The 17,035-nt window shown below is 58.1% G+C and carries 16 protein-coding genes; 5 read left to right on the top strand and 11 right to left on the bottom strand.

From position 1 onward, the window contains the following. Window positions 1-39: 39 nt before the first annotated feature. Entirely contained in the window at window positions 40-1,170 is a 1,131-nt protein-coding gene (locus FRC96_RS12475) for an RHS repeat-associated core domain-containing protein (RefSeq protein WP_146974819.1), read from the bottom strand. 307 nt (window positions 1,171-1,477) lie between these two features. On the opposite strand from FRC96_RS12475, the gene FRC96_RS12470 reads away from it, so the two are divergent. The 3 genes from FRC96_RS12470 to FRC96_RS12460 all read left to right on the top strand — a co-directional run bounded on the left by FRC96_RS12470 (window position 1,478) and on the right by FRC96_RS12460 (window position 3,964). Next, complete coding sequence (locus FRC96_RS12470; protein ID WP_146974818.1) at window positions 1,478-1,663, top strand: hypothetical protein; 186 nt, start codon at window positions 1,478-1,480, stop codon at window positions 1,661-1,663. Between the two features lie 277 nt (window positions 1,664-1,940). Beyond that, entirely contained in the window at window positions 1,941-2,990 is a 1,050-nt protein-coding gene (locus tag FRC96_RS12465) for a hypothetical protein (RefSeq protein ID WP_146974817.1), read from the top strand. Beyond that, on the top strand, window positions 2,987-3,964 hold the full coding sequence (locus FRC96_RS12460) for a hypothetical protein (protein WP_146974816.1): 978 nt from the start codon (window positions 2,987-2,989) through the stop codon (window positions 3,962-3,964). Before FRC96_RS12465 ends, FRC96_RS12460 begins: the two co-directional genes overlap by 4 nt. Before the next feature lie 236 nt (window positions 3,965-4,200). Here the strand turns inward: FRC96_RS12460 and FRC96_RS12455 are convergent, their stop codons facing one another. The 3 genes from FRC96_RS12455 to FRC96_RS12445 all read right to left on the bottom strand — a co-directional run bounded on the left by FRC96_RS12455 (window position 4,201) and on the right by FRC96_RS12445 (window position 6,488). Continuing rightward, window positions 4,201-4,920: a hypothetical protein gene (locus FRC96_RS12455; RefSeq protein ID WP_146974815.1), complete on the bottom strand. Its 720-nt coding sequence runs from the start codon at window positions 4,918-4,920 to the stop codon at window positions 4,201-4,203. 619 nt (window positions 4,921-5,539) lie between these two features. Next, window positions 5,540-5,917 (bottom strand): Imm8 family immunity protein, encoded by a 378-nt coding sequence (locus FRC96_RS12450; RefSeq protein WP_146974814.1) that lies wholly within the window; start codon window positions 5,915-5,917, stop codon window positions 5,540-5,542. 115 nt (window positions 5,918-6,032) lie between these two features. Then, window positions 6,033-6,488, bottom strand: a complete 456-nt coding sequence (locus FRC96_RS12445; protein WP_146974813.1) for a hypothetical protein — start codon at window positions 6,486-6,488, stop codon at window positions 6,033-6,035. Window positions 6,489-6,565: 77 nt separating this feature from the next. On the opposite strand from FRC96_RS12445, the gene FRC96_RS12440 reads away from it, so the two are divergent. Beyond that, window positions 6,566-7,978: a hypothetical protein gene (locus tag FRC96_RS12440; protein WP_146974812.1), complete on the top strand. Its 1,413-nt coding sequence runs from the start codon at window positions 6,566-6,568 to the stop codon at window positions 7,976-7,978. A gap of 891 nt (window positions 7,979-8,869) precedes the next feature. On the opposite strand, the gene FRC96_RS12435 is transcribed toward FRC96_RS12440, so the two are convergent. The 5 genes from FRC96_RS12435 to katG form a co-directional block, all read right to left on the bottom strand. Continuing rightward, window positions 8,870-9,151, bottom strand: coding sequence for a hypothetical protein (locus tag FRC96_RS12435; RefSeq protein WP_146974811.1), 282 nt, complete (start codon window positions 9,149-9,151; stop codon window positions 8,870-8,872). 300 nt (window positions 9,152-9,451) lie between these two features. Continuing rightward, the gene (locus tag FRC96_RS12430; RefSeq protein ID WP_230470193.1) at window positions 9,452-9,940 is read right to left on the bottom strand and encodes a DUF5063 domain-containing protein; all 489 of its coding nucleotides are present in this window, start codon (window positions 9,938-9,940) and stop codon (window positions 9,452-9,454) included. 56 nt (window positions 9,941-9,996) lie between these two features. Beyond that, window positions 9,997-10,575, bottom strand: a complete 579-nt coding sequence (locus tag FRC96_RS12425) for a hypothetical protein (RefSeq protein WP_146974809.1) — start codon at window positions 10,573-10,575, stop codon at window positions 9,997-9,999. A gap of 207 nt (window positions 10,576-10,782) precedes the next feature. After that, entirely contained in the window at window positions 10,783-11,616 is an 834-nt protein-coding gene (locus FRC96_RS12420; RefSeq protein WP_146974808.1) for a hypothetical protein, read from the bottom strand. Between the two features lie 382 nt (window positions 11,617-11,998). Further along, the gene (gene katG, locus FRC96_RS12415; protein WP_146974807.1) at window positions 11,999-14,203 is read right to left on the bottom strand and encodes a catalase/peroxidase HPI; all 2,205 of its coding nucleotides are present in this window, start codon (window positions 14,201-14,203) and stop codon (window positions 11,999-12,001) included. A gap of 152 nt (window positions 14,204-14,355) precedes the next feature. On the opposite strand from katG, the gene FRC96_RS12410 reads away from it, so the two are divergent. Further along, window positions 14,356-15,345 carry a hydrogen peroxide-inducible genes activator gene (locus FRC96_RS12410; RefSeq protein WP_146974806.1) on the top strand — a complete coding sequence of 330 codons (990 nt, stop codon included), beginning with the start codon at window positions 14,356-14,358 and terminating at the stop codon, window positions 15,343-15,345. A gap of 51 nt (window positions 15,346-15,396) precedes the next feature. On the opposite strand, the gene FRC96_RS12405 is transcribed toward FRC96_RS12410, so the two are convergent. Continuing rightward, window positions 15,397-16,152: a cytidylyltransferase domain-containing protein gene (locus tag FRC96_RS12405; RefSeq protein WP_146974805.1), complete on the bottom strand. Its 756-nt coding sequence runs from the start codon at window positions 16,150-16,152 to the stop codon at window positions 15,397-15,399. Between the two features lie 117 nt (window positions 16,153-16,269). Next, window positions 16,270-16,995: an N-acetylneuraminate synthase family protein gene (locus tag FRC96_RS12400; RefSeq protein ID WP_146974804.1), complete on the bottom strand. Its 726-nt coding sequence runs from the start codon at window positions 16,993-16,995 to the stop codon at window positions 16,270-16,272. Window positions 16,996-17,035: the final 40 nt, after the last annotated feature.

Below are 17,035 nucleotides of genomic sequence, written 5' to 3'. Positions count from 1 at the left end.
CTATTTCGCTGACTTTGTAGGGCCTCTGTTCCTCAAAATCTACTCTTCGCGTGGATACGACGGGCTCCACCAAGCACCCCCTTCCCTTTGATTTTCTGTAAATTCTGTTCTTTCAGAACTAACTCTTGAGTTGGATCTCAGATCACCTTCCAGTCCACCTAAACCACGGATGCCGTCTGGCGTATGGGGATCCACATCAACGCCAGCAATATTCAATGCCCCCCGGATTGGAGTCACACAGTTTGAAAACAACGCATTATAAGGCGAGTTATACTCCTCTAGATGTTCAGTCATCAAATCCCTTTCTTTGTCAGTAACAAAGATAGTGAGCACCCTTGCACTTCGAAATGCCAAATTTTTCTCTTCATATGTTGGAACTTGAGAGATTGACATTCCCTCTGGGCCATAACTATATGAAACATTATCAACCACAATCGATGCATGGCCGAGTGAAGAAGAACCGTTCCCCACACCTTCCCATATCCAAACCTCAACCGTGTTCCGATTAGTACGTCCGTCAACTAAAACACTATCATTTTTAAATCGAATAGCCGGACCGCCTACGAGGAAAATTCCATCCGCCCTCTGGGTAGGCGCTTTCTTATGTTTATAAAATTCAACCGCCTTTTTTCTAGGTTTATCTGCCACATTACGATTAGTATATATTTGGCTATCTTGTATTCCGTCTAAATAACTTCCGGTTAAATCCCCCATCCCCTTCGACGCCATCCCACTCGGATCCCACCGATTCACCGGATCAAACGCCGCATACCCGTACACATCAAATGAATCGACATACCACAGCGGGTCCGGGCTCATAAACTGGCCGAAACGCGACGAGTACCAGCGGGCGCCGAAGCGGTAGAGGCCGGTGGTGGTGGAGCGGAAGGCGCCGGTGAACCCGAAGTGCGGCAGGCTCCCGATGTGACAGGGCGTCTCGGCCAGGTTGCGCTCCGAGCAATCCTCCCTGTCATCGGGGGCGCGGGCGCTGATACGCCCCTCGGGATCGTACTCGGTGTATTTGGAGATGCGTAGCTCATCCTCGTTCCAGACTCCGATGATGGATTGCAGGGCGTCGGTGAGAGTGAATACCAGGTCGAAGTCAGACTCCACGGTACGGGCCGCAATCATCTGTTGTTGCAGCGGTCCCCAGAAATACTCGCCGCGCAATTCAAGCTGGTCGCCGCCGGCGCTCTGGCTTGCGGCGCCTCGCCATTGCTCGACGACCTTCTCCCCATCGAGAATAAGGAAGTCGATCGTAGAGCCACTCGAATCATTGCGGTTAATGGTGGCAACCAGTCGTCCGGCGAAGTCGTAAAGGTAGCTCTCCGCGAATTTCTGCCCTTTCCGATGAACCGATGTCAGTTGCTGCCACTGATCATACTCAAAGGAGAATCCTCCAAGCTCGGTGATGAAGCCCCGATCCTCGTATTTTATGGGTTCGGTAACCCCGCTTCCAAAATCGAGATTGAATGCGGTGGCGCCTCTTTATATCGCCTACGTCGGCGCCGGCGATGGACTCGCTGCGGAAGCCCGCGCCGCGCAGGAGTCCGCCCGTCGACTGGAGGTACCCTTAACCGTGAACTATCTGGAGGGCGACCACTTCAATACACTTGCGCCTGCGGTGGAGCTCTTTTTAGAAGAGATTCAAGCACTCGACTGAAAAGAGACATGGCACGCCTTCCGTTTTTGGGTTGTATCGCTCGCGTCGACTCGTCGCGCGAGCCTGACCCACACATTTTACGCATATCGCCTGCACATAGAATGTACGCGTTCTAGCCTGCCTCGTCCCAACCCGGCGCCTCCAAGAATCTTTCGACAACCCCTAAACATCTGATAACGCTCCACTTTCACAAAAAGGCTCATCCCTGGCACGACCATTGCGAACTCCAGAATCCGCCACTTGATTTTGGCGTGATTTTCGAAACAACGGAGATGATATGCGTGCCCGAATACATACCTACCGCCCCCAGGTCCTGAGCTGCCTGCTTGCCATCAGCGGATGGGCCTACACCAGCACCGCCCATGCCCAGACCGACCCCACCACACGCTCCGAGATTGGCGTCGAGGCTCTCGACGCCGACGACGCATCCACCAAAGAACCCCCAACGCTTTCCGGTCCGCCGCACGGCTACGCCATCGACGAGCAGGGCCGCCTCTTTCAGACCAGCTTCGATCTGCGCCGCCGCTACCACCTGGGCGTTTACGACATGCTGCGGATTTACGAGGACCAGACGCTGCGTGGCAACCGCCACGCGCTGATGATCGAGGCCGGGGGCCAGCACGAGGTCTTTAACCCTCACACGTCTCGTCGGCACCGCCACCGCTTCGTTCAGGGACGCCTCCTGCTCGCGCCCTTTGAGATCGACGCCTTGCTCTACGGCTGTGACCTCAGCCGCTCCATTGACGAGGCGCCCCTGTGGATCACGACCTTTATCGGCGAGCCACGCAAGTTTGATGTGCCGATCGCCGTTGGGGGTGGGGGATCGGTGGGGCGACTTCATTACCGACGCACCGACCTCGGCGACCTGATGGTCCTCGACCTGGCCGAGGGACATATCGGCTGGGAGTTCTATCAGGGGGAACGCATTGAGGATTACGTGGTTCTGACCACGGGCGTTGGTGTCGGCGTGATCCACCGCGAGGGAACCGGCCGCATCGATGTGTACGGGGCTCCCGAAGTCGGCCTGCGCGCGGCCTGGACTCTCACCGACGATGGCCTCACCCAGCTCGCCATGCAGGGCCGGATGCAATGGGCCTGGAACGCCCAGACCGGTGAGCACTGGCAGATGGGCTCGATGCAGGCCGCTGTCGAATGGTCGCCCCTGGCCATCAACGACCAGCCCATCACGCTCTTTCTGGCGCCGGAGCTTCGCTACAGCCAGATCCCCGTCGCCGAGCTTCAAGGCGTCGAGGTGCGCGCGCTGGCCGGCCTGCGCCTGAACCTCTTCGTGCCGCCCCGTCAGGCCGAGCTGGAAGCGCAGCGATGAGACATCTTCCTGCACAGCTTCGAGCCGCTCTCGCCCTGGCCCTCCTGGCGATCCTCACCCTTTTCGCCGTCCCCACCTGGGCCCAAAACTCGCCAGCACCCGACGACGCGCGCTATGTCATCGACGAGCGCGGCCGCCGCCTGCGCGTGGTCTTCCCCCTCCACGATCGCACCACCTTCGACGTCTACGGCACCACCCTCGGCGGCGAGGACTTCCAGCAGACTGAGTTCGCCAGCGCGTTCCGCTTCGCCATCCATCATAGCTTTGAAGCGGCCTTTCCCGACGAGGAGATCTGGTGGCGCTTTCGCCATCGCTGGTTCTCCGCCCGAGCCATCAAAACCTACGACGACCTCCAGCTGGGCATGACGCTTATCTCCGCCTCGTATATGCGCCACGCCCGCAACAACCACATCGTCATCCCCAGCGCCAACAACGCCCGGCTCCCCGCCCCCTTTGATATCGCCTTCGAATACGACCTCTTCGACGTGAACGTCGACGCTCGCACTCCCCGGCTAGATTCCGTCGACGTCGCCGAATTCGCCTTCTTGCTCGATGTGCTGCGCGACCCCACCTACCGGCACCGACTCGCCATCGGCCCCGTCCTGGCCTATGGCATCGACCGAATCGACGGCACTTCCCCCCAACAATCCCCATTCGCCCACACCATCATCCCCGCCAGCGGCGGCCGCCTTATCTACCGGTGGGAAAACCTCTCCGGCCGCACCGCTCTCGACGCGCGCCTGCAATGCGCGGCCGCAGCACTACTTATCGATCGCGACATGCGCTGGCAGCGCCTCTGCGACATCAGGCTTCAGGCCGAGCATACCGTCCTGGCCATCAACGACCGCCCGCTGAGTATCTTTCTCAACGCCACGTTTCAGGAAGAGCCGGGGATGGTTGAGTCTGGCGGCTCGCTGCGGTGGGGCGTCGGGGTGGGAGTTCGTTTGAGTCTGCCGGGCGACGGGTCGGACTGACCGATGGCGATTCTTCGGTCGGCAGTCAGACCGCTTTGGAAGCGCGCATTCAACTCAAATCCTGTTCATCATCTAAGCCGACTCGGATAAGATTGGGCTGGCCAGGCACCATTGTCACAACGGTGGCTTGATAGTCCGGGAGGCAGAATAAACCGCCAGTCCGATTTTGTTAGATCTGTCTCGACCAGGCACAACTATTTATAGATATGGTTTAATTGACAGGGGGAAGAGTGATTTCACACAAGCAAACGAGAGAGTGTCTCCTCAACACGACTACGCTCCACACACGCCGGAACAAGTCGCGTAGCGAACTGCTCTCCGACATATAAAAGCAATGTAACATCGTACGAAATATAAAAAAGAAACTCAGACAAATACTCACCAACTTCCCAATTGCAATTTATCAAAACATTGTTTTTCATTCTTTTAATAAACCCAACCACGTCACTCAACAGAAGATCATCCGGAAACTCGCCACTTTCATACAGTAAAAACTCAAAAGGATTTTTAACATCCGTCGCGATCGAAACGACCGCATTATAATCACCGACACTCTCAAACAACTCCAATCTATATTCCACCGACGAAACACATCCTTGATAATCCACATCACAACCGCTAAGTCTTATAGGAAAATCAAATTTTTTTAGAAAATCAATAAAACTAGTATGGGGAAAGAACCGCCAATCAAAATCCACGAATGATGCTTGCAGATCAATCGCAGCGGACTCTATAGCTCGATAACTCTGTTCGGGAGAAGCCATCAGCCCAAAACTTCCGCCCAGATCGTTGCAAAGGAGCTTCTCAACTTCCTCTCTCGGAATAACATCACTGTTTCCAAACGCCGGGTGAGGCTGTAAAAGCACGAAAAAATCAACACCATCAAACTCCAAATATCGACATGCCTCCTCATAGGAAACAATTGGCCCCACTGAAACCTTTCTACTCGCAACCACGCTCACTCCTGTTTATCTGTGCCATCATGCCAAATGAAAATTAATGACCCTTCATTTCTGCAGCCTGTTCGACTCTAAGAACTCGCCAATTGCTATTTTATTGGACCGCAGCCCCGGACGAAATCCTTCTTCCAAAACATAATCAACCGCCGCTCGCAAACCGGCCGATTCGATCTCCTCCCAGGTAGCTGGCTCCAACCGCCGCTCTCTCCGCTTGAAATCATGGAGACCGAAGCACTTATTTGGATCGGGAACATCTTCAAACCTGGCCCATATTATAGAAAACTCGGAACAATAAAAAATAATGCCGTCGTTGCTCCTGGGGTCCCGCATGAAAAACACGCCGTGACTATTTCTCTCACCCGCGTTCGCATCTACATGAACGAAATACCGATTTACAATCATGAAATGAATTCCAAATCAACTTACTGCAACGACGTGTTCTCGAAGATCCTGCGAGCAACATTTATCAACAAAAAAATTTTCCGCCAAGAAATTAATCTATGACGAGTACATCACGGAGCCGGCATCGCGTCAACTTAGCGGCGCAAGGCAAGCAAATTCTTATCATTATTATCGATTTATATTGATCATGCATTGTTTGCACAATGGCGTTTGATCACCCTGGGAACAAAACGGGTTGTGTATCATGGTCCGTGAACTCCCAGAGCCCATAACGTCCGATCCAGGTCGCAATCGACTCCCAGTCATCTCCGGCCGCCTTATCGATCAAGTTATCGATCCAGCTAACAATCTCATATAAGTCGTAGCGAAACACTACTATATACCCCCTTAAGGAAACCACCTTCTCCTTCTTATAGTTTTCCTCCAACCATCGAGGCGTACACACCATGAACTGGAAAACATCTGCTCCTTTTTCAAAGCTTATCCCAATCTCCACTTCGAGAAGAAACCCAAAGCAATCGCTTTGTTCTGGCTCCCAGGAGTCAAGATCATCCACATCAGGGCTATGATAATTAATCAAGGCTGCTTTCATTAAACCCTCTTTTCATTTAATGCCGAATACTTTCAAACATTCACTTACCGATGTCCACGTGTTCAGCCTACATATTTAAAAAATCAGTTTTATCTCAGCCATTTCGTTCATCCTCCTACGCCTGGATATCCCCAACCTTTTCAATGCGACTCAACGCCTCCCTCGCCGCAAAAGAAAGCGTCTTACACGCTTCCATCTTCATAAACTCGTCGAGTAGAGCAAGCTCTTGCGCGGTCGCATCAGCTACATCGTTGAAAACTCTATCAAACGTCGAAAGCACAATTAGTTTAAGGTCAGAAAACGCCTCACGGAAATGGTCATCGTCAGGATAGTAAAAGTCATCCCACTGGTTGAACAACTCGGCTGGCACACTCACAAAGGGCACTTGACGCTGATACTCGCGTTGGCCCGGGCCATCGGCAATGAGTTCGAGTGTATTTAAAATGTTCTCGCGATAAACCCACAACTCAACAGTCATCATGGCCCGTAATAGTTTTTGATTGCCACTTTCACTCATGTCAAATCCCGACTGTTGCGAACCCTCATCGGGCTTGAGACTATTCGCTCTCATTGACTTTCTCTTCCCCCAAAACATCCCGTCACCACCTTCCCCGCGTCATCACCCAACAGCCTTCGGCCGAGATTCTTTTGCCTGACTACATGAGCTTCACAGACACCCCGATCGCTCATCACGACACCCTCCTGGGCCAGCTGCAGCGCGGGCAAGGCCGAGGGTTTCTTAATGCGCTGAACACTCCTGGTTCATCCGACCTCTTACTTCAATGCATCGAACACGACCCACGATGGGATCCGCAGCTCGAAGACCGCCAACGCTACTACGCTCGATTGTCCATCGAGCTCAACGTTTGCCCATCATCGGTCGCAGCAATCTACCGTACGAATCCTTCGTACGAAACAGATGTACCCTCCCTTGCTGCATGGGTGCTCGCCGAACTCGCCGCTCGCGGTAGTACCGAGGCGCGGGCAGAGGTTTCGACACTGCTTCACAGCCCAGACTGGCGAAGCATATTCAGCACCGTGGTCGAGATGGAATCCGAGTACAACATGGTCATTCTGACCAACACCGAGCTCATGAAAGCCAGCAAGAATTTGGACGATCACGAGCTTGAAGACCTGATCGACCCATACGATGAGAGACGTCTGGAGCGGTGGGCAGCTCTAAGCGCTCGTCATCATCGCATCGCAGCGTCTGTGCGTCGCAGGCACGATGAACGCATGCAAGAACACGCCGACACCATGCCAGACGCTTCGATGAGCACGGAAGCGCTCCTTCGGCAGCTCAGCCCGCAAACCTACCTCAACACGATTCCTCTCCTTGAAAGTCGCAGGGATTCAGCAAGTGTCGAGCTCCTCATCGCCGCGACGCGGAGTTCTGATCGCTTCGTCATCGGAGCTGCGTTTCGTGTACTCGGCCGACAACACAACACCACGATTCTTAACGAGGTTTGTCGCGCCTTGAAGCGCGACCCCGGAGGTCCAACGTCCAAAAGTACGGCACTCCGCCCTTTCTACTTTCGTTACCTCGAAGGACTTCCCGGCTTTGTCACCCTCCCACTCGCCAGAGAGTGGTTGAACTCCCCGGGCGCACGTCGCATGGCGGCATACCGTATCCTGGAGTGCCACGCTACTCCCGCCGAACGCGCGATGGTGGAAGACGCGTTGTTGGCAGCCTTGGAAGGCGAAGCTGGCGACCCTGGGGTCTACAGAGCTTGCACCATGATCGACGCATTGGCCTCCATCGCCGACTCACGCTCAACAGATCTCCTAACGCGCGCCTTCTACCAACTCCCCTACTGCCAGGCCCGCCCCCGAGTACTTAAAGCCCTTAAAGCAAGCGGCAGCGAGGCCGGCGTAGACCTCGGACGAGAATCCTTATGGGACAGCAACGACGAAGTCCGTGAACTCGCCATGACACTCGTGAAGTGCGACCCGGTCGTCGCCGCGCGCATTCGCGAAATGTCGCTTGATACGTGCGAGTACGCGAATGTTCGCGAGGCGGCGAGGACTTGGTTGTCTCATTCAGACCCACAAGTCCTATGAGGGTGATGTCGAGAATGGATCACAATTTTCAGATAAACGAACTTTAAATACGATTCGAGCCAGCGGGCCTCCATCGATCGCAGTGCTAAAACGACTTTCATTTGAAAACATGAACGCGACAAAACCCGCATCACCTATCAAAACAACCATTCACCAACGGTACATCACATCCACCCTCACCGGACTGGCGTGAATCTTCAATCCCGAGTCCTCTGCGTGAGTTCCTCCCCAACGATCTACGACCGAGGACCACGCATACATATATGCAACTCCAATCCCAAGCGCGCCACCCAGCTGAACCAAAGACCGTGCCCAGACCGGATGTTTCTGAGCGACGCCGAGGTTGTAATAGATCATCCCGGCGCTCCCCAAGAGAACGGGAGTGTGCACAGCGAGCACCTTAAAACGACTGAGACTCCCGGGCGCGATCATGGCAGTAGCGAAACTCACGATTGGAGCGAGCGACCAGAGCGAAAACACTCCGGCATTGATAAAGCGCCCCCACTCCGGGATCGCGATAATTGCGCCAGGAATGCCGTAAAACGCGATCGTGCCTGCCCCCGCGCACCCGAGAAGCCCCTCAATTGCACCGGTACTAAATCCGCACCCTGGTTCGTTCGAATCGTCACCCGCGACACATTGATTTGCGTCGCTGAATTCGGTGCTTGCCGAGTCCTGCCTAGAATAGATGGAGAAGGACGAGGAAGAGTTCGCGAGAATGTCTAGATTTAAACGACTATCTTCCAACAGGGCATTGGAGGTTTGTGACGTGAATGACCACGCACTCCCGGGTATGAAGACCACCAGGCAAGCGATGAAGCAGACCGTGTATCGCGCCACCAGGCAGCCAGACTCTCGGATTGTTCTCTCCATGACTCGTCCGAGCATACGTTAGTCCAATAGGGCCACCAGGCGGACCGCGGCCTCTGACGCGCGCACTTCATCGGCAGGCGACAGTCCCATACTATGGACTTCGAGGCTGACCAAATAATTGGCGATGTCTTCCTCGGTAGATCCGTCCTCAATCCGCTTAAAGATCCGGAACAGATAGGGATCATATTCATCCCAGACATGAGGGTATTTATTCACACCTAATGGATCCCAATACGTAACCAGGATTTCACGAATTCGCCCTTTCAGCCGCTCATATTTGCGAAACGTTTGTTTTGACAAAGACGCCCTCCCACGCGTTAGGCCTTAGACTTCCATGCACGAAAAACAAGACGCAACCGGCTAAAACACTCTATCTTGCAGGGCCACGTTTGGGTTTAACACTGTTTTGAGCCCCACCGCTCAAACTTCATTTCCCTGTACCCAAAACAATCCTCGCCGGAATACAGATAGTGTTCATCACTCGCTGACACGAAGCTCAGACATCTGGATAACCACTTCCAACACTAGCGATTCAGCGCATAGCGGATAAGCCCACTGCCCCTTATACCTATTGCGATTCTATTATTGTTTTTGAACTCATTAGCGCATTCTCGCCAAAGTGTGATGCATATAAGTTATCGCGTTTACGGCATGTAGACCCCAATGAGACGAAAATGAGAATGCCCAGTGCCATTGGGCCAGCCTCCGATCTTTGGCATTGACCCGGTCCCACAACCTTAATCCAATCGTTAACTCTTGCCAGATGTCCGTCAAATCATCAGAAATCTGGCTCATGGTAGGTGCCGGGCTTTCATAAATATTGAGGGGATCGACAACTCGATAGTACTCTTGATGTAACGCCGCCGTGATGCGGTTGACGATCACTTCCCGCTCTGTCTGTTTTACTGAAGGTGGTTGTTGTTCGTCGTCCACTTCGTCGACGTCGCAGAGAATAAGCCGGTTCGCTTCGGAGTACAAAAGGGCTAACGCGGACACGAGGTGTTGCAGCTCCTTATGTCCGTAATGACTTGTATTTTCGATCAGGTTACAGAAGGCACGGGCACGATAACAAAAGAGTTCGGTAGACATAAGCCCTGTATGCATATCTGAACCTTCGTTCTTCTTATACGACGTTCAACCCGCCACTACTTAACATTCACCTTAAACTCCACATACCCTTTCATGCACCCCGGAATATGGAACTCGTGCGAGGCGTGAAAGGTCCATGCGGCGTCGAGGTCGATGATGTTCTCGCGCTCAACAAAATAGCGGGTCAGGCGGCTGTAGCCCTCGGTGTCGACGGCGCTGTCGTAGACGCACTCCCGGTACGCGGTGGCGCAGGGGCTGATGCCGTCCCGGCACTCGATGATCGTGCCATAGGCTTCATCCAGGGCGATCGTTTCGCCCTCGCGAATCATCGCGTCGAGCTCGCTTTGTGTTGCCGGCGGCCGCCATCCCACCGAGCCCGTGTCGAAGCAGGAGACGTGAAACTCATAGTGATCGTAGGGTTCCTCGTAGGTGAAGTAGACGCCCTGGTAGCGCACATCACATTGGGAGAGTTCCTGCGTGACCACAGAGCCATTCGGATAGAACTCCACCTCCCCCGTCGCGGTGTAGTCGTCCGGTAGGCCGTCGTAGCACGACGCCATCCCGAGTAAGACGAGAGCCTGAACCAGGACGAGCAACCTCCGGCGCTTCGCGATGTTTGAGCATGTGAGTTTCATCGGCCGTCTCGCCACCAGGGGTTTGCTCGCCGCGGATCAGGACGTGCCTCTGTCCGCAGGTTCCGAGCGCTGTGAAAGAAGCCCCATGCTTAGCAAGATCCCCGGGCTGAATCCACGCATCGTCGGTAAACGCGTCGCCCCGCGCGCCTGTCACCAACATCCTCGCCGCCGATGTGACGATACGGCGGCGAGGATTCCATCATGATCTCAGCAACCCTCGTTGCCGCTATTGGCGTCAACGTCGACGCTCACCGAGGGCGTCTCCTCTTCGACCTGTTCCACGAGTGCATTGATCGCGCTCAGACAAAGCTCGGGGTTCTGGAAGAACGCGAGGCGAGAGGCCTCGTTCAAGCTCGCCAGGTCCAGGGACTGCAACGCGTCGTTGGCCCCGACATACACGTCACCGGTGGTTTCGAGCAGTGGCGCCGAGAAGGTCTCCAGGCTGGTGGTGCTGCTGATGCGCATGTCGCCAATCCGGGGGCCGCCGGCCATGGGCATCTCCGTGATCAGCAGATTCTCCATATGAACCTCGCGCAGCACCGAGACCTCCGAGGCCACATCGACCTCATCGATGGAAACTCCGCCCGCTTTTTGAAGCACGGGAAAGTTCACGGTCTCCACGGCGGTACCGGCGCCAATGATGTTGATGACACCGGTCACCACGCGCAGGTTCGGGAACTCGACGCAGTCCACGCTCTCGTCTTCGTTCAGGTAGATGTAGAGATTCCCGTTGATCTGCGTGACGTTCTGATATCGGACCAGACCGGCGCCGGAGTTGATGTCGATGCGCTGGTTGATGCCCACCGTGCCTTCTTCGGAGGTTTCATCGCCGGGAAGCAGCTCACAGCGCGAGGTGCCGGTTACGGGGTTCTCGTTATCGTCGCCGTTGTCTCCGTTCTCTCCATTCTCGTCCGTCGTTCCGGGAGGGTCATCGTCCGCGGTATCACTGCAGGCCAACGAGCCGGCCACCATCGCTAAAAGGGCCACCCCGACCAGGCGATTAAGAATCGTGGTTCCTACCGGCCGTTTCGAACTCAACATAAATCATCTCCTATGAATGGGATGCTAAATCCAGCCAACTCCCAGTGAGTCAGACCTCAAAACAGGTATGCGGGAGACTAACATCTCCAGCCTCCCTCTCCTACGAAACACAACGTTTACTTTCGATACCTTCACGTACATTTTGGACGTCGGTGCCCTCGACGAAAAACTTGTGGCGACGTTCTGGCAGAGAGCCAGTGCCCTTCACGTAGCACGTGATTGTACTCATCCCTCCAACGCCTGTTTGGGCGCCCCCCTCCTTGTTTTCACCCTTCTCCTCTAAACAAAACCCCTCGCCGCATCCGCGGCGAGGGGTTTGTCGTTCAGGCCCGAAGCCCTGATTTTATGCGGCTGAGAGGGGCATCACCCCTCCCGGTCGCACTTAAGCGACATCAAAGCGGTCGAGGTTCATGACCTTGCTCCAGGCCGCCACGAAGTCGCTGACAAACTGCTCGTCGGCGTCGTCGCAGGCGTAGACTTCGGCGATCGCACGCAGCTGGGAGTTGCTGCCGAAGATCAGGTCGGCGCGGGTGGCCGACCACTTCACCTCGCCGGTGCCGCGGTCACGACCTTCGAAGCGGTAGCCCTTATCGTCAGAAGCCTGCCACTCCAGGTTCTGGTCGAGGAGGTTGACGAAGAAGTCGTTGGTCAGAGTTCCCGGCGCGTCGGTGAAAACGCCGGCTTTGTCGCCGCCAGCGTTGGCGTCGAGCACGCGCATGCCGCCGACCAGCGCGGTCATCTCAGGCACGGTGAGGGTCATGAGCTGGGCGCGGTCGACCAGGAGCTCTTCGGCCGAGCGCTTGAGGCCTTCGGTGTAGAAGTTGCGGAAGGCGTCGGCTTTGGGCTCCAGCGGCGCGAACGAGTCGGCGTCGGTCTGAGCCTCGGTGGCGTCGGTGCGACCCGGGGTGAAGGGCACCTCGATGTCGTAGCCGGCGTCTTTTGCGGCTTTTTCAACCGCCGCGCAGCCGCCGAGCACGATGAGGTCGGCCAGCGAGACGCGCTTGTCGTCGGACTGCGCGTTGTTGAAGCCCGTCTGCACCTCTTCGAGCACCTTGAGCACCGTGGCGAGCTCGGTGGGCTCATTGACGGCCCAGTCTTTCTGGGGCGCCAGGCGAATGCGCGCGCCGTTGGCGCCACCGCGCTTGTCGCTGTTACGGAAGGTCGTGGCGGAGCCCCAGGCCGTCTTCACCAGCTGCGGGATGCTCAGGCCGGACTCGAGGATCTTCGCTTTGAGCGCGCTGATGTCGTCAGCGTCGATAAGCGTGTGGTCGACCGCCGGGACCGGGTCCTGCCAGATGTACTCTTCCTTGGGAACTTCTGGCCCCAGGTAGAGCGAGGTCGGACCCATGTCGCGGTGGGTGAGCTTGAACCAGGCTTTGGCGAACGCGTCGGCGAGCTGGTCGGGGTTTTTGTAGAAACGCTCGGAGATGGCGCGGTAGGCCGGATCCATAATGAGCGAGAGGTCGGTCGTGGCCATCATCGGGGCGTGGCGCTTGTTGGGGTCGTGGGCGTCGGGCACGGTGTCGCTGCCCGCCCCATCTTTGGGGGTCCACTGGTAGGCGCCGGCCGGGCTCTTGGTGAGCTCCCACTCATAGCCGAAGAGCGTCTCGAAGAAGCTGTTGTCCCACTTCGTGGGGGTGGGGGTCCAGGCACCTTCGAGGCCGCTGGTGATGGTGTCGGCGCCTTTGCCGCTGCCGAAGCTGCTCTTCCAGCCCAGGCCCATCTCTTCGATGCCGGCGCCCTCGGGCTCCGGTCCGACGTGGGAGGCGTCGCCGGCACCGTGGGTCTTACCGAAGGTGTGGCCGCCGGCGATCAGCGCGACGGTCTCTTCGTCGTTCATGGCCATGCGGGCGAAGGTCTCGCGGATGTCGCGCGCCGCGGCAACCGGGTCGGGCTTGCCGTTGGGGCCTTCGGGGTTGACGTAGATCAGGCCCATCTGCACGGCGGCCAGGGGGTTGGCCAGCTCGCGGTCGCCGCTGTAGCGCTTGTCGCCCAGCCACTCGGTCTCGGGGCCCCAGTCGATGTCTTCTTCCGGCTCCCAGACGTCGGCGCGACCGCCGGCAAAGCCCGCGGTCTTAAAGCCCATCGACTCCAGCGCGACGTTGCCGGTGAGGATCATCAGGTCGGCCCACGAGATCTTGCGGCCGTACTTTTGCTTCACCGGCCAGAGCAGTCGGCGAGCCTTGTCGAGGTTGGCGTTGTCCGGCCAGCTGTTCAGCGGAGCAAAGCGCTGGGTGCCCGAGGTGGCGCCGCCGCGGCCGTCGCTGATGCGGTAAGTGCCCGCGCTATGCCAGGCCATGCGGATCATGAACGGACCGTAGTGGCCGTAGTCGGCCGGCCACCAATCCTGCGAGGTGGTCAAAACCTTCTCGATATCGGCCTTCACCGCCGCCAGATCCACGCTCTTGAACTCCGCGGCGTAATCAAACTCCTCGCCCATCGGGTCCACCGATTTGGTGTTCTGGACCAGGATCTTCAGGTTGAGCTGGTTCGGCCACCAGTGCTTGTTGGCAATCGAGCCGGTCGGCCGGGGGCCGGTGGAGCCGTGCATCACAGGACACTTATTCGCCTTCGCGTTCTCGGACATGGCCTCTCCTGATGTGGATGATGGAATGACGTTTTGCGGGGGTCGCAGACGCCTGCTGCACCCGGACCCGTTGACGGGGCTTGTTTTAAACACGCGTCGTGCATAAGACAAAGATATTGTAGACATACCTCCCATAACCTCAGGTTAATCAGATGCTGCCCACCCTTCGCCAACTCGAGTACATCGTGGCTCTGGCCGACACCGGACAATTTGTGGAAGCAGCGCGCGTATGTTCGGTCAGCCAGCCCGCACTTAGCAAGCAGATCCGCGAGGTGGAGGAGCTGCTGGGCGTGGAGCTCTTCGAGCGGGCGCGCCCGCGGGTGCTCCTGACGGGCGCGGGTGAGGAGGTGGTGAAGCGGGCGAGGAGGTTGTTGCTGGAGGCGAAGGAGCTGGTGGGGGCGGCGCGAGCGTATGCCGGCACGCGCCAGGGCACGGTGCGCCTGGGGGTGATCCCTACGATTGCGCCCTACGGGCTGCCCGGTCTGCTGGCGAAATTTCGTCGTCTTTACCCCGACGTCGCCTTTGCGATCGAGGAGCTGCAGACCGACGATCTTTTGCGGGAGCTGCGCCTGGGCTCGATCGACCTGGGGTTGCTCGCGCGCCCCTTTGACGACCAGGGGTTAGGCGGCCCGGACCTGATCGTGGAGCCCTTCGTGCTCGTGGCGCCGGCGGGGCACGCGCTGAGCGCGCCGGAGCGCATCGCCACCGACGAGATCGCCGGGGCGAGTCTGATTTTGATGCAGGATGGGCACTGTTTGAGGGATCAGGCGATGGATGTGTGTCGGCTGGCGGGAAGCCCGCCTGCGACCACGGTGACCGCTGCCAGCGTCGCGACGCTGGTGCGGATGGTGGAGAGCGGCCTGGGCGCCACGCTCTTGCCGGCCAGCGCGCTGAGCGCGGAGGTGCGCCCGGGCCAGGATCTGGTCGCGCGCAGCTTTGGCGACGCCCCGCCCGGACGCACGCTGACCCTGCAGTGGCGCGCCTCGTCGCCGGCGCAGGAGTGGTACGCCGAGCTTGGCGAGGTGCTGCGCGAGCATTACCTGAGCCTCAACGCCACGATGCCCGAGGTCGGAGGACCGCGCCCGGTGTTGCGCTCCGTGGGCTCGACGCCGGGAGCAACGCCGCAGCCCTCCGACACTTAAGCGTCGGGCCACCTCCCCTTTCGGTCCCAACCCTCGCTCGGCGCCCCGACCTCAGCGGGCGCTGCGCTGCAGGCAATGCGCGTTGCGCTCCACCAGGTCCGGGCGGCGGTGCAGCCACTCCAACACCCGCCGGCAGTCCACGATGTCGCCGGGGCGGTAGAGCGCGTCGTAGATCTCGCGCAAAAGCGCATAGTCTTCGGGGTAGTCCATCGTAAGCCGAAACTCCGAGCAGAGCGCCGGGTCGGGCTTGAGGTACTCGACCGGGTAGACCCGGGGCCGCTCCTTGATAAAGAGCGTGACGTGCTCGCGCTCCTCGGGGCGCATCGCCAGAAGGTGGGCATCGACCAGCGCGCTCACCCGGTACGCCTCACTGCCAAAGCCTAAGGTGAGGCCGGTGCGGGCAAAATGCCCGTCGACGCCGATCGCGTCACTCTGCAGAAGATGTGTCAGCATGCGCTCAAGATGCTCCACGCAGATCAGCGGCGTGTCGCCCGTGATGCGCACCACGACCTCAGCCTCGGTCTGGGCAAGCGCCAGGTAAAAGCGGCTGAGCACATCATCGCGCGAGCCCCGAAAGAGGCGCACCCCGGGGGTGTTCAGCCAGCTGACGAGCGCTTCGATCGGGTCGTCGTCTGTGCGATCGCTGGTGGCGATGATGATCTCATCGATCTGTGAGACCCGCTTGAGACGCTCGATGATGTGCCAGAGGGCCGGTCGCCCGGCCAGGGGCATCAGCACCTTCCCGGGGAGCCGCTCCGAGCTCATCCTCGCCTGAACCACTGCCACCACTTTTGCGCGTTCACTCATCGTCGCCCCCTCTCCCCTTCCGCCCCTGATGATACGTTGCGAGTCCTCATGTCACCGCCGATGTGCCGGTGCCAGTCCTGGCGCCGGCCGCCGATCGCAGCGGCCGGCGCGCTCCTCTTAGCCCGGCACACCGCCCACCGCGGGTTGATCGCCGCTGACGCCCCTGGCGAGCCGGCTGAGCGGTCGGCCCAGATCCACGAGCTGTCGAAGCTCGGCGGGGGTGGCGCTCAAGATATGGTCGCGGTGCACCCCGCGGATGGTCTTGTCGAGGGTGAAGTGCTTTTCGACAAATTGCGCGCCGCGGGCGATCGCCAGCAGGCAGCCCTCAATGCCGTGCATATGGTCGCTGTAGCCGTAGTAGCCACCGGGCTCAAAGCGCTCGGGCAGCCCCTCCAGATGCGCCGGGTAGGTGGGGTAATGCGAGCGGCAGAAGATGTAGCGCAGCTTCTCGGTGGGCGGCCCAAAGGGCAGCTCCTCGCCAGTCCACCAGCCCAGCGAGATGTAGGTCTCGCGCCCCTGCTCCAGCACCCGCTCCACAAGCTCCGGCTTATCAACCACAGTGCGCGAGGCGATCTTATAGCGCTTCGGGTTAAGCGGGCGCGCCAGCTCCAGGGCCTCCTCGTTGATGATCGAGGCCATGAAGTCGATCTCCCACCACTCGCACCAGCGCTTGAGCTGCATGGCCATATCGGGGTTGATGTGGTTGAGCTCCCCGGGCTGGTCGCGCCAGCCAAACTGAAACTTGGCCACATCGGCCCCGGAGAGCTTCGCCTGGCGGATGAGCTCGTAGGCCAGATCGAAGTTTCCCTCGTGATTGAGTCCTATCTCGGCAACAAAAAGCATGGTTTCCCCTCCTTAAACTCGCCGCACAAGCAGCACGTAA

Source organism: Lujinxingia vulgaris (genome assembly GCF_007997005.1).
Classification (GTDB): Bacteria; Myxococcota_A; Bradymonadia; order Bradymonadales; family Bradymonadaceae; genus Lujinxingia.
This window is presented reverse-complemented; position numbering and strand designations above follow the sequence as displayed.

Bases quoted from the DNA above. Each gene is read 5' to 3' on its own strand.
- FRC96_RS12465 (WP_146974817.1), top strand. From the start codon at position 1,941: ATGCGTGCCCGAATACATACCTACCGCCCCCAGGTCCTGAGCTGCCTG.
- katG (WP_146974807.1), bottom strand. From the start codon at position 14,203: ATGTCCGAGAACGCGAAGGCGAATAAGTGTCCTGTGATGCACGGCTCC.
- FRC96_RS12400 (WP_146974804.1), bottom strand. From the start codon at position 16,995: ATGCTTTTTGTTGCCGAGATAGGACTCAATCACGAGGGAAACTTCGAT.
- FRC96_RS12420 (WP_146974808.1), bottom strand. From the start codon at position 11,616: ATGTTGAGTTCGAAACGGCCGGTAGGAACCACGATTCTTAATCGCCTG.
- FRC96_RS12430 (WP_230470193.1), bottom strand. From the start codon at position 9,940: ATGTCTACCGAACTCTTTTGTTATCGTGCCCGTGCCTTCTGTAACCTG.
- FRC96_RS12410 (WP_146974806.1), top strand. From the start codon at position 14,356: ATGCTGCCCACCCTTCGCCAACTCGAGTACATCGTGGCTCTGGCCGAC.
- FRC96_RS12405 (WP_146974805.1), bottom strand. From the start codon at position 16,152: ATGAGTGAACGCGCAAAAGTGGTGGCAGTGGTTCAGGCGAGGATGAGC.
- FRC96_RS12450 (WP_146974814.1), bottom strand. From the start codon at position 5,917: ATGAAAGCAGCCTTGATTAATTATCATAGCCCTGATGTGGATGATCTT.
- FRC96_RS12445 (WP_146974813.1), bottom strand. From the start codon at position 6,488: ATGAGAGCGAATAGTCTCAAGCCCGATGAGGGTTCGCAACAGTCGGGA.
- FRC96_RS12425 (WP_146974809.1), bottom strand. From the start codon at position 10,575: ATGAAACTCACATGCTCAAACATCGCGAAGCGCCGGAGGTTGCTCGTC.
- FRC96_RS12460 (WP_146974816.1), top strand. From the start codon at position 2,987: ATGAGACATCTTCCTGCACAGCTTCGAGCCGCTCTCGCCCTGGCCCTC.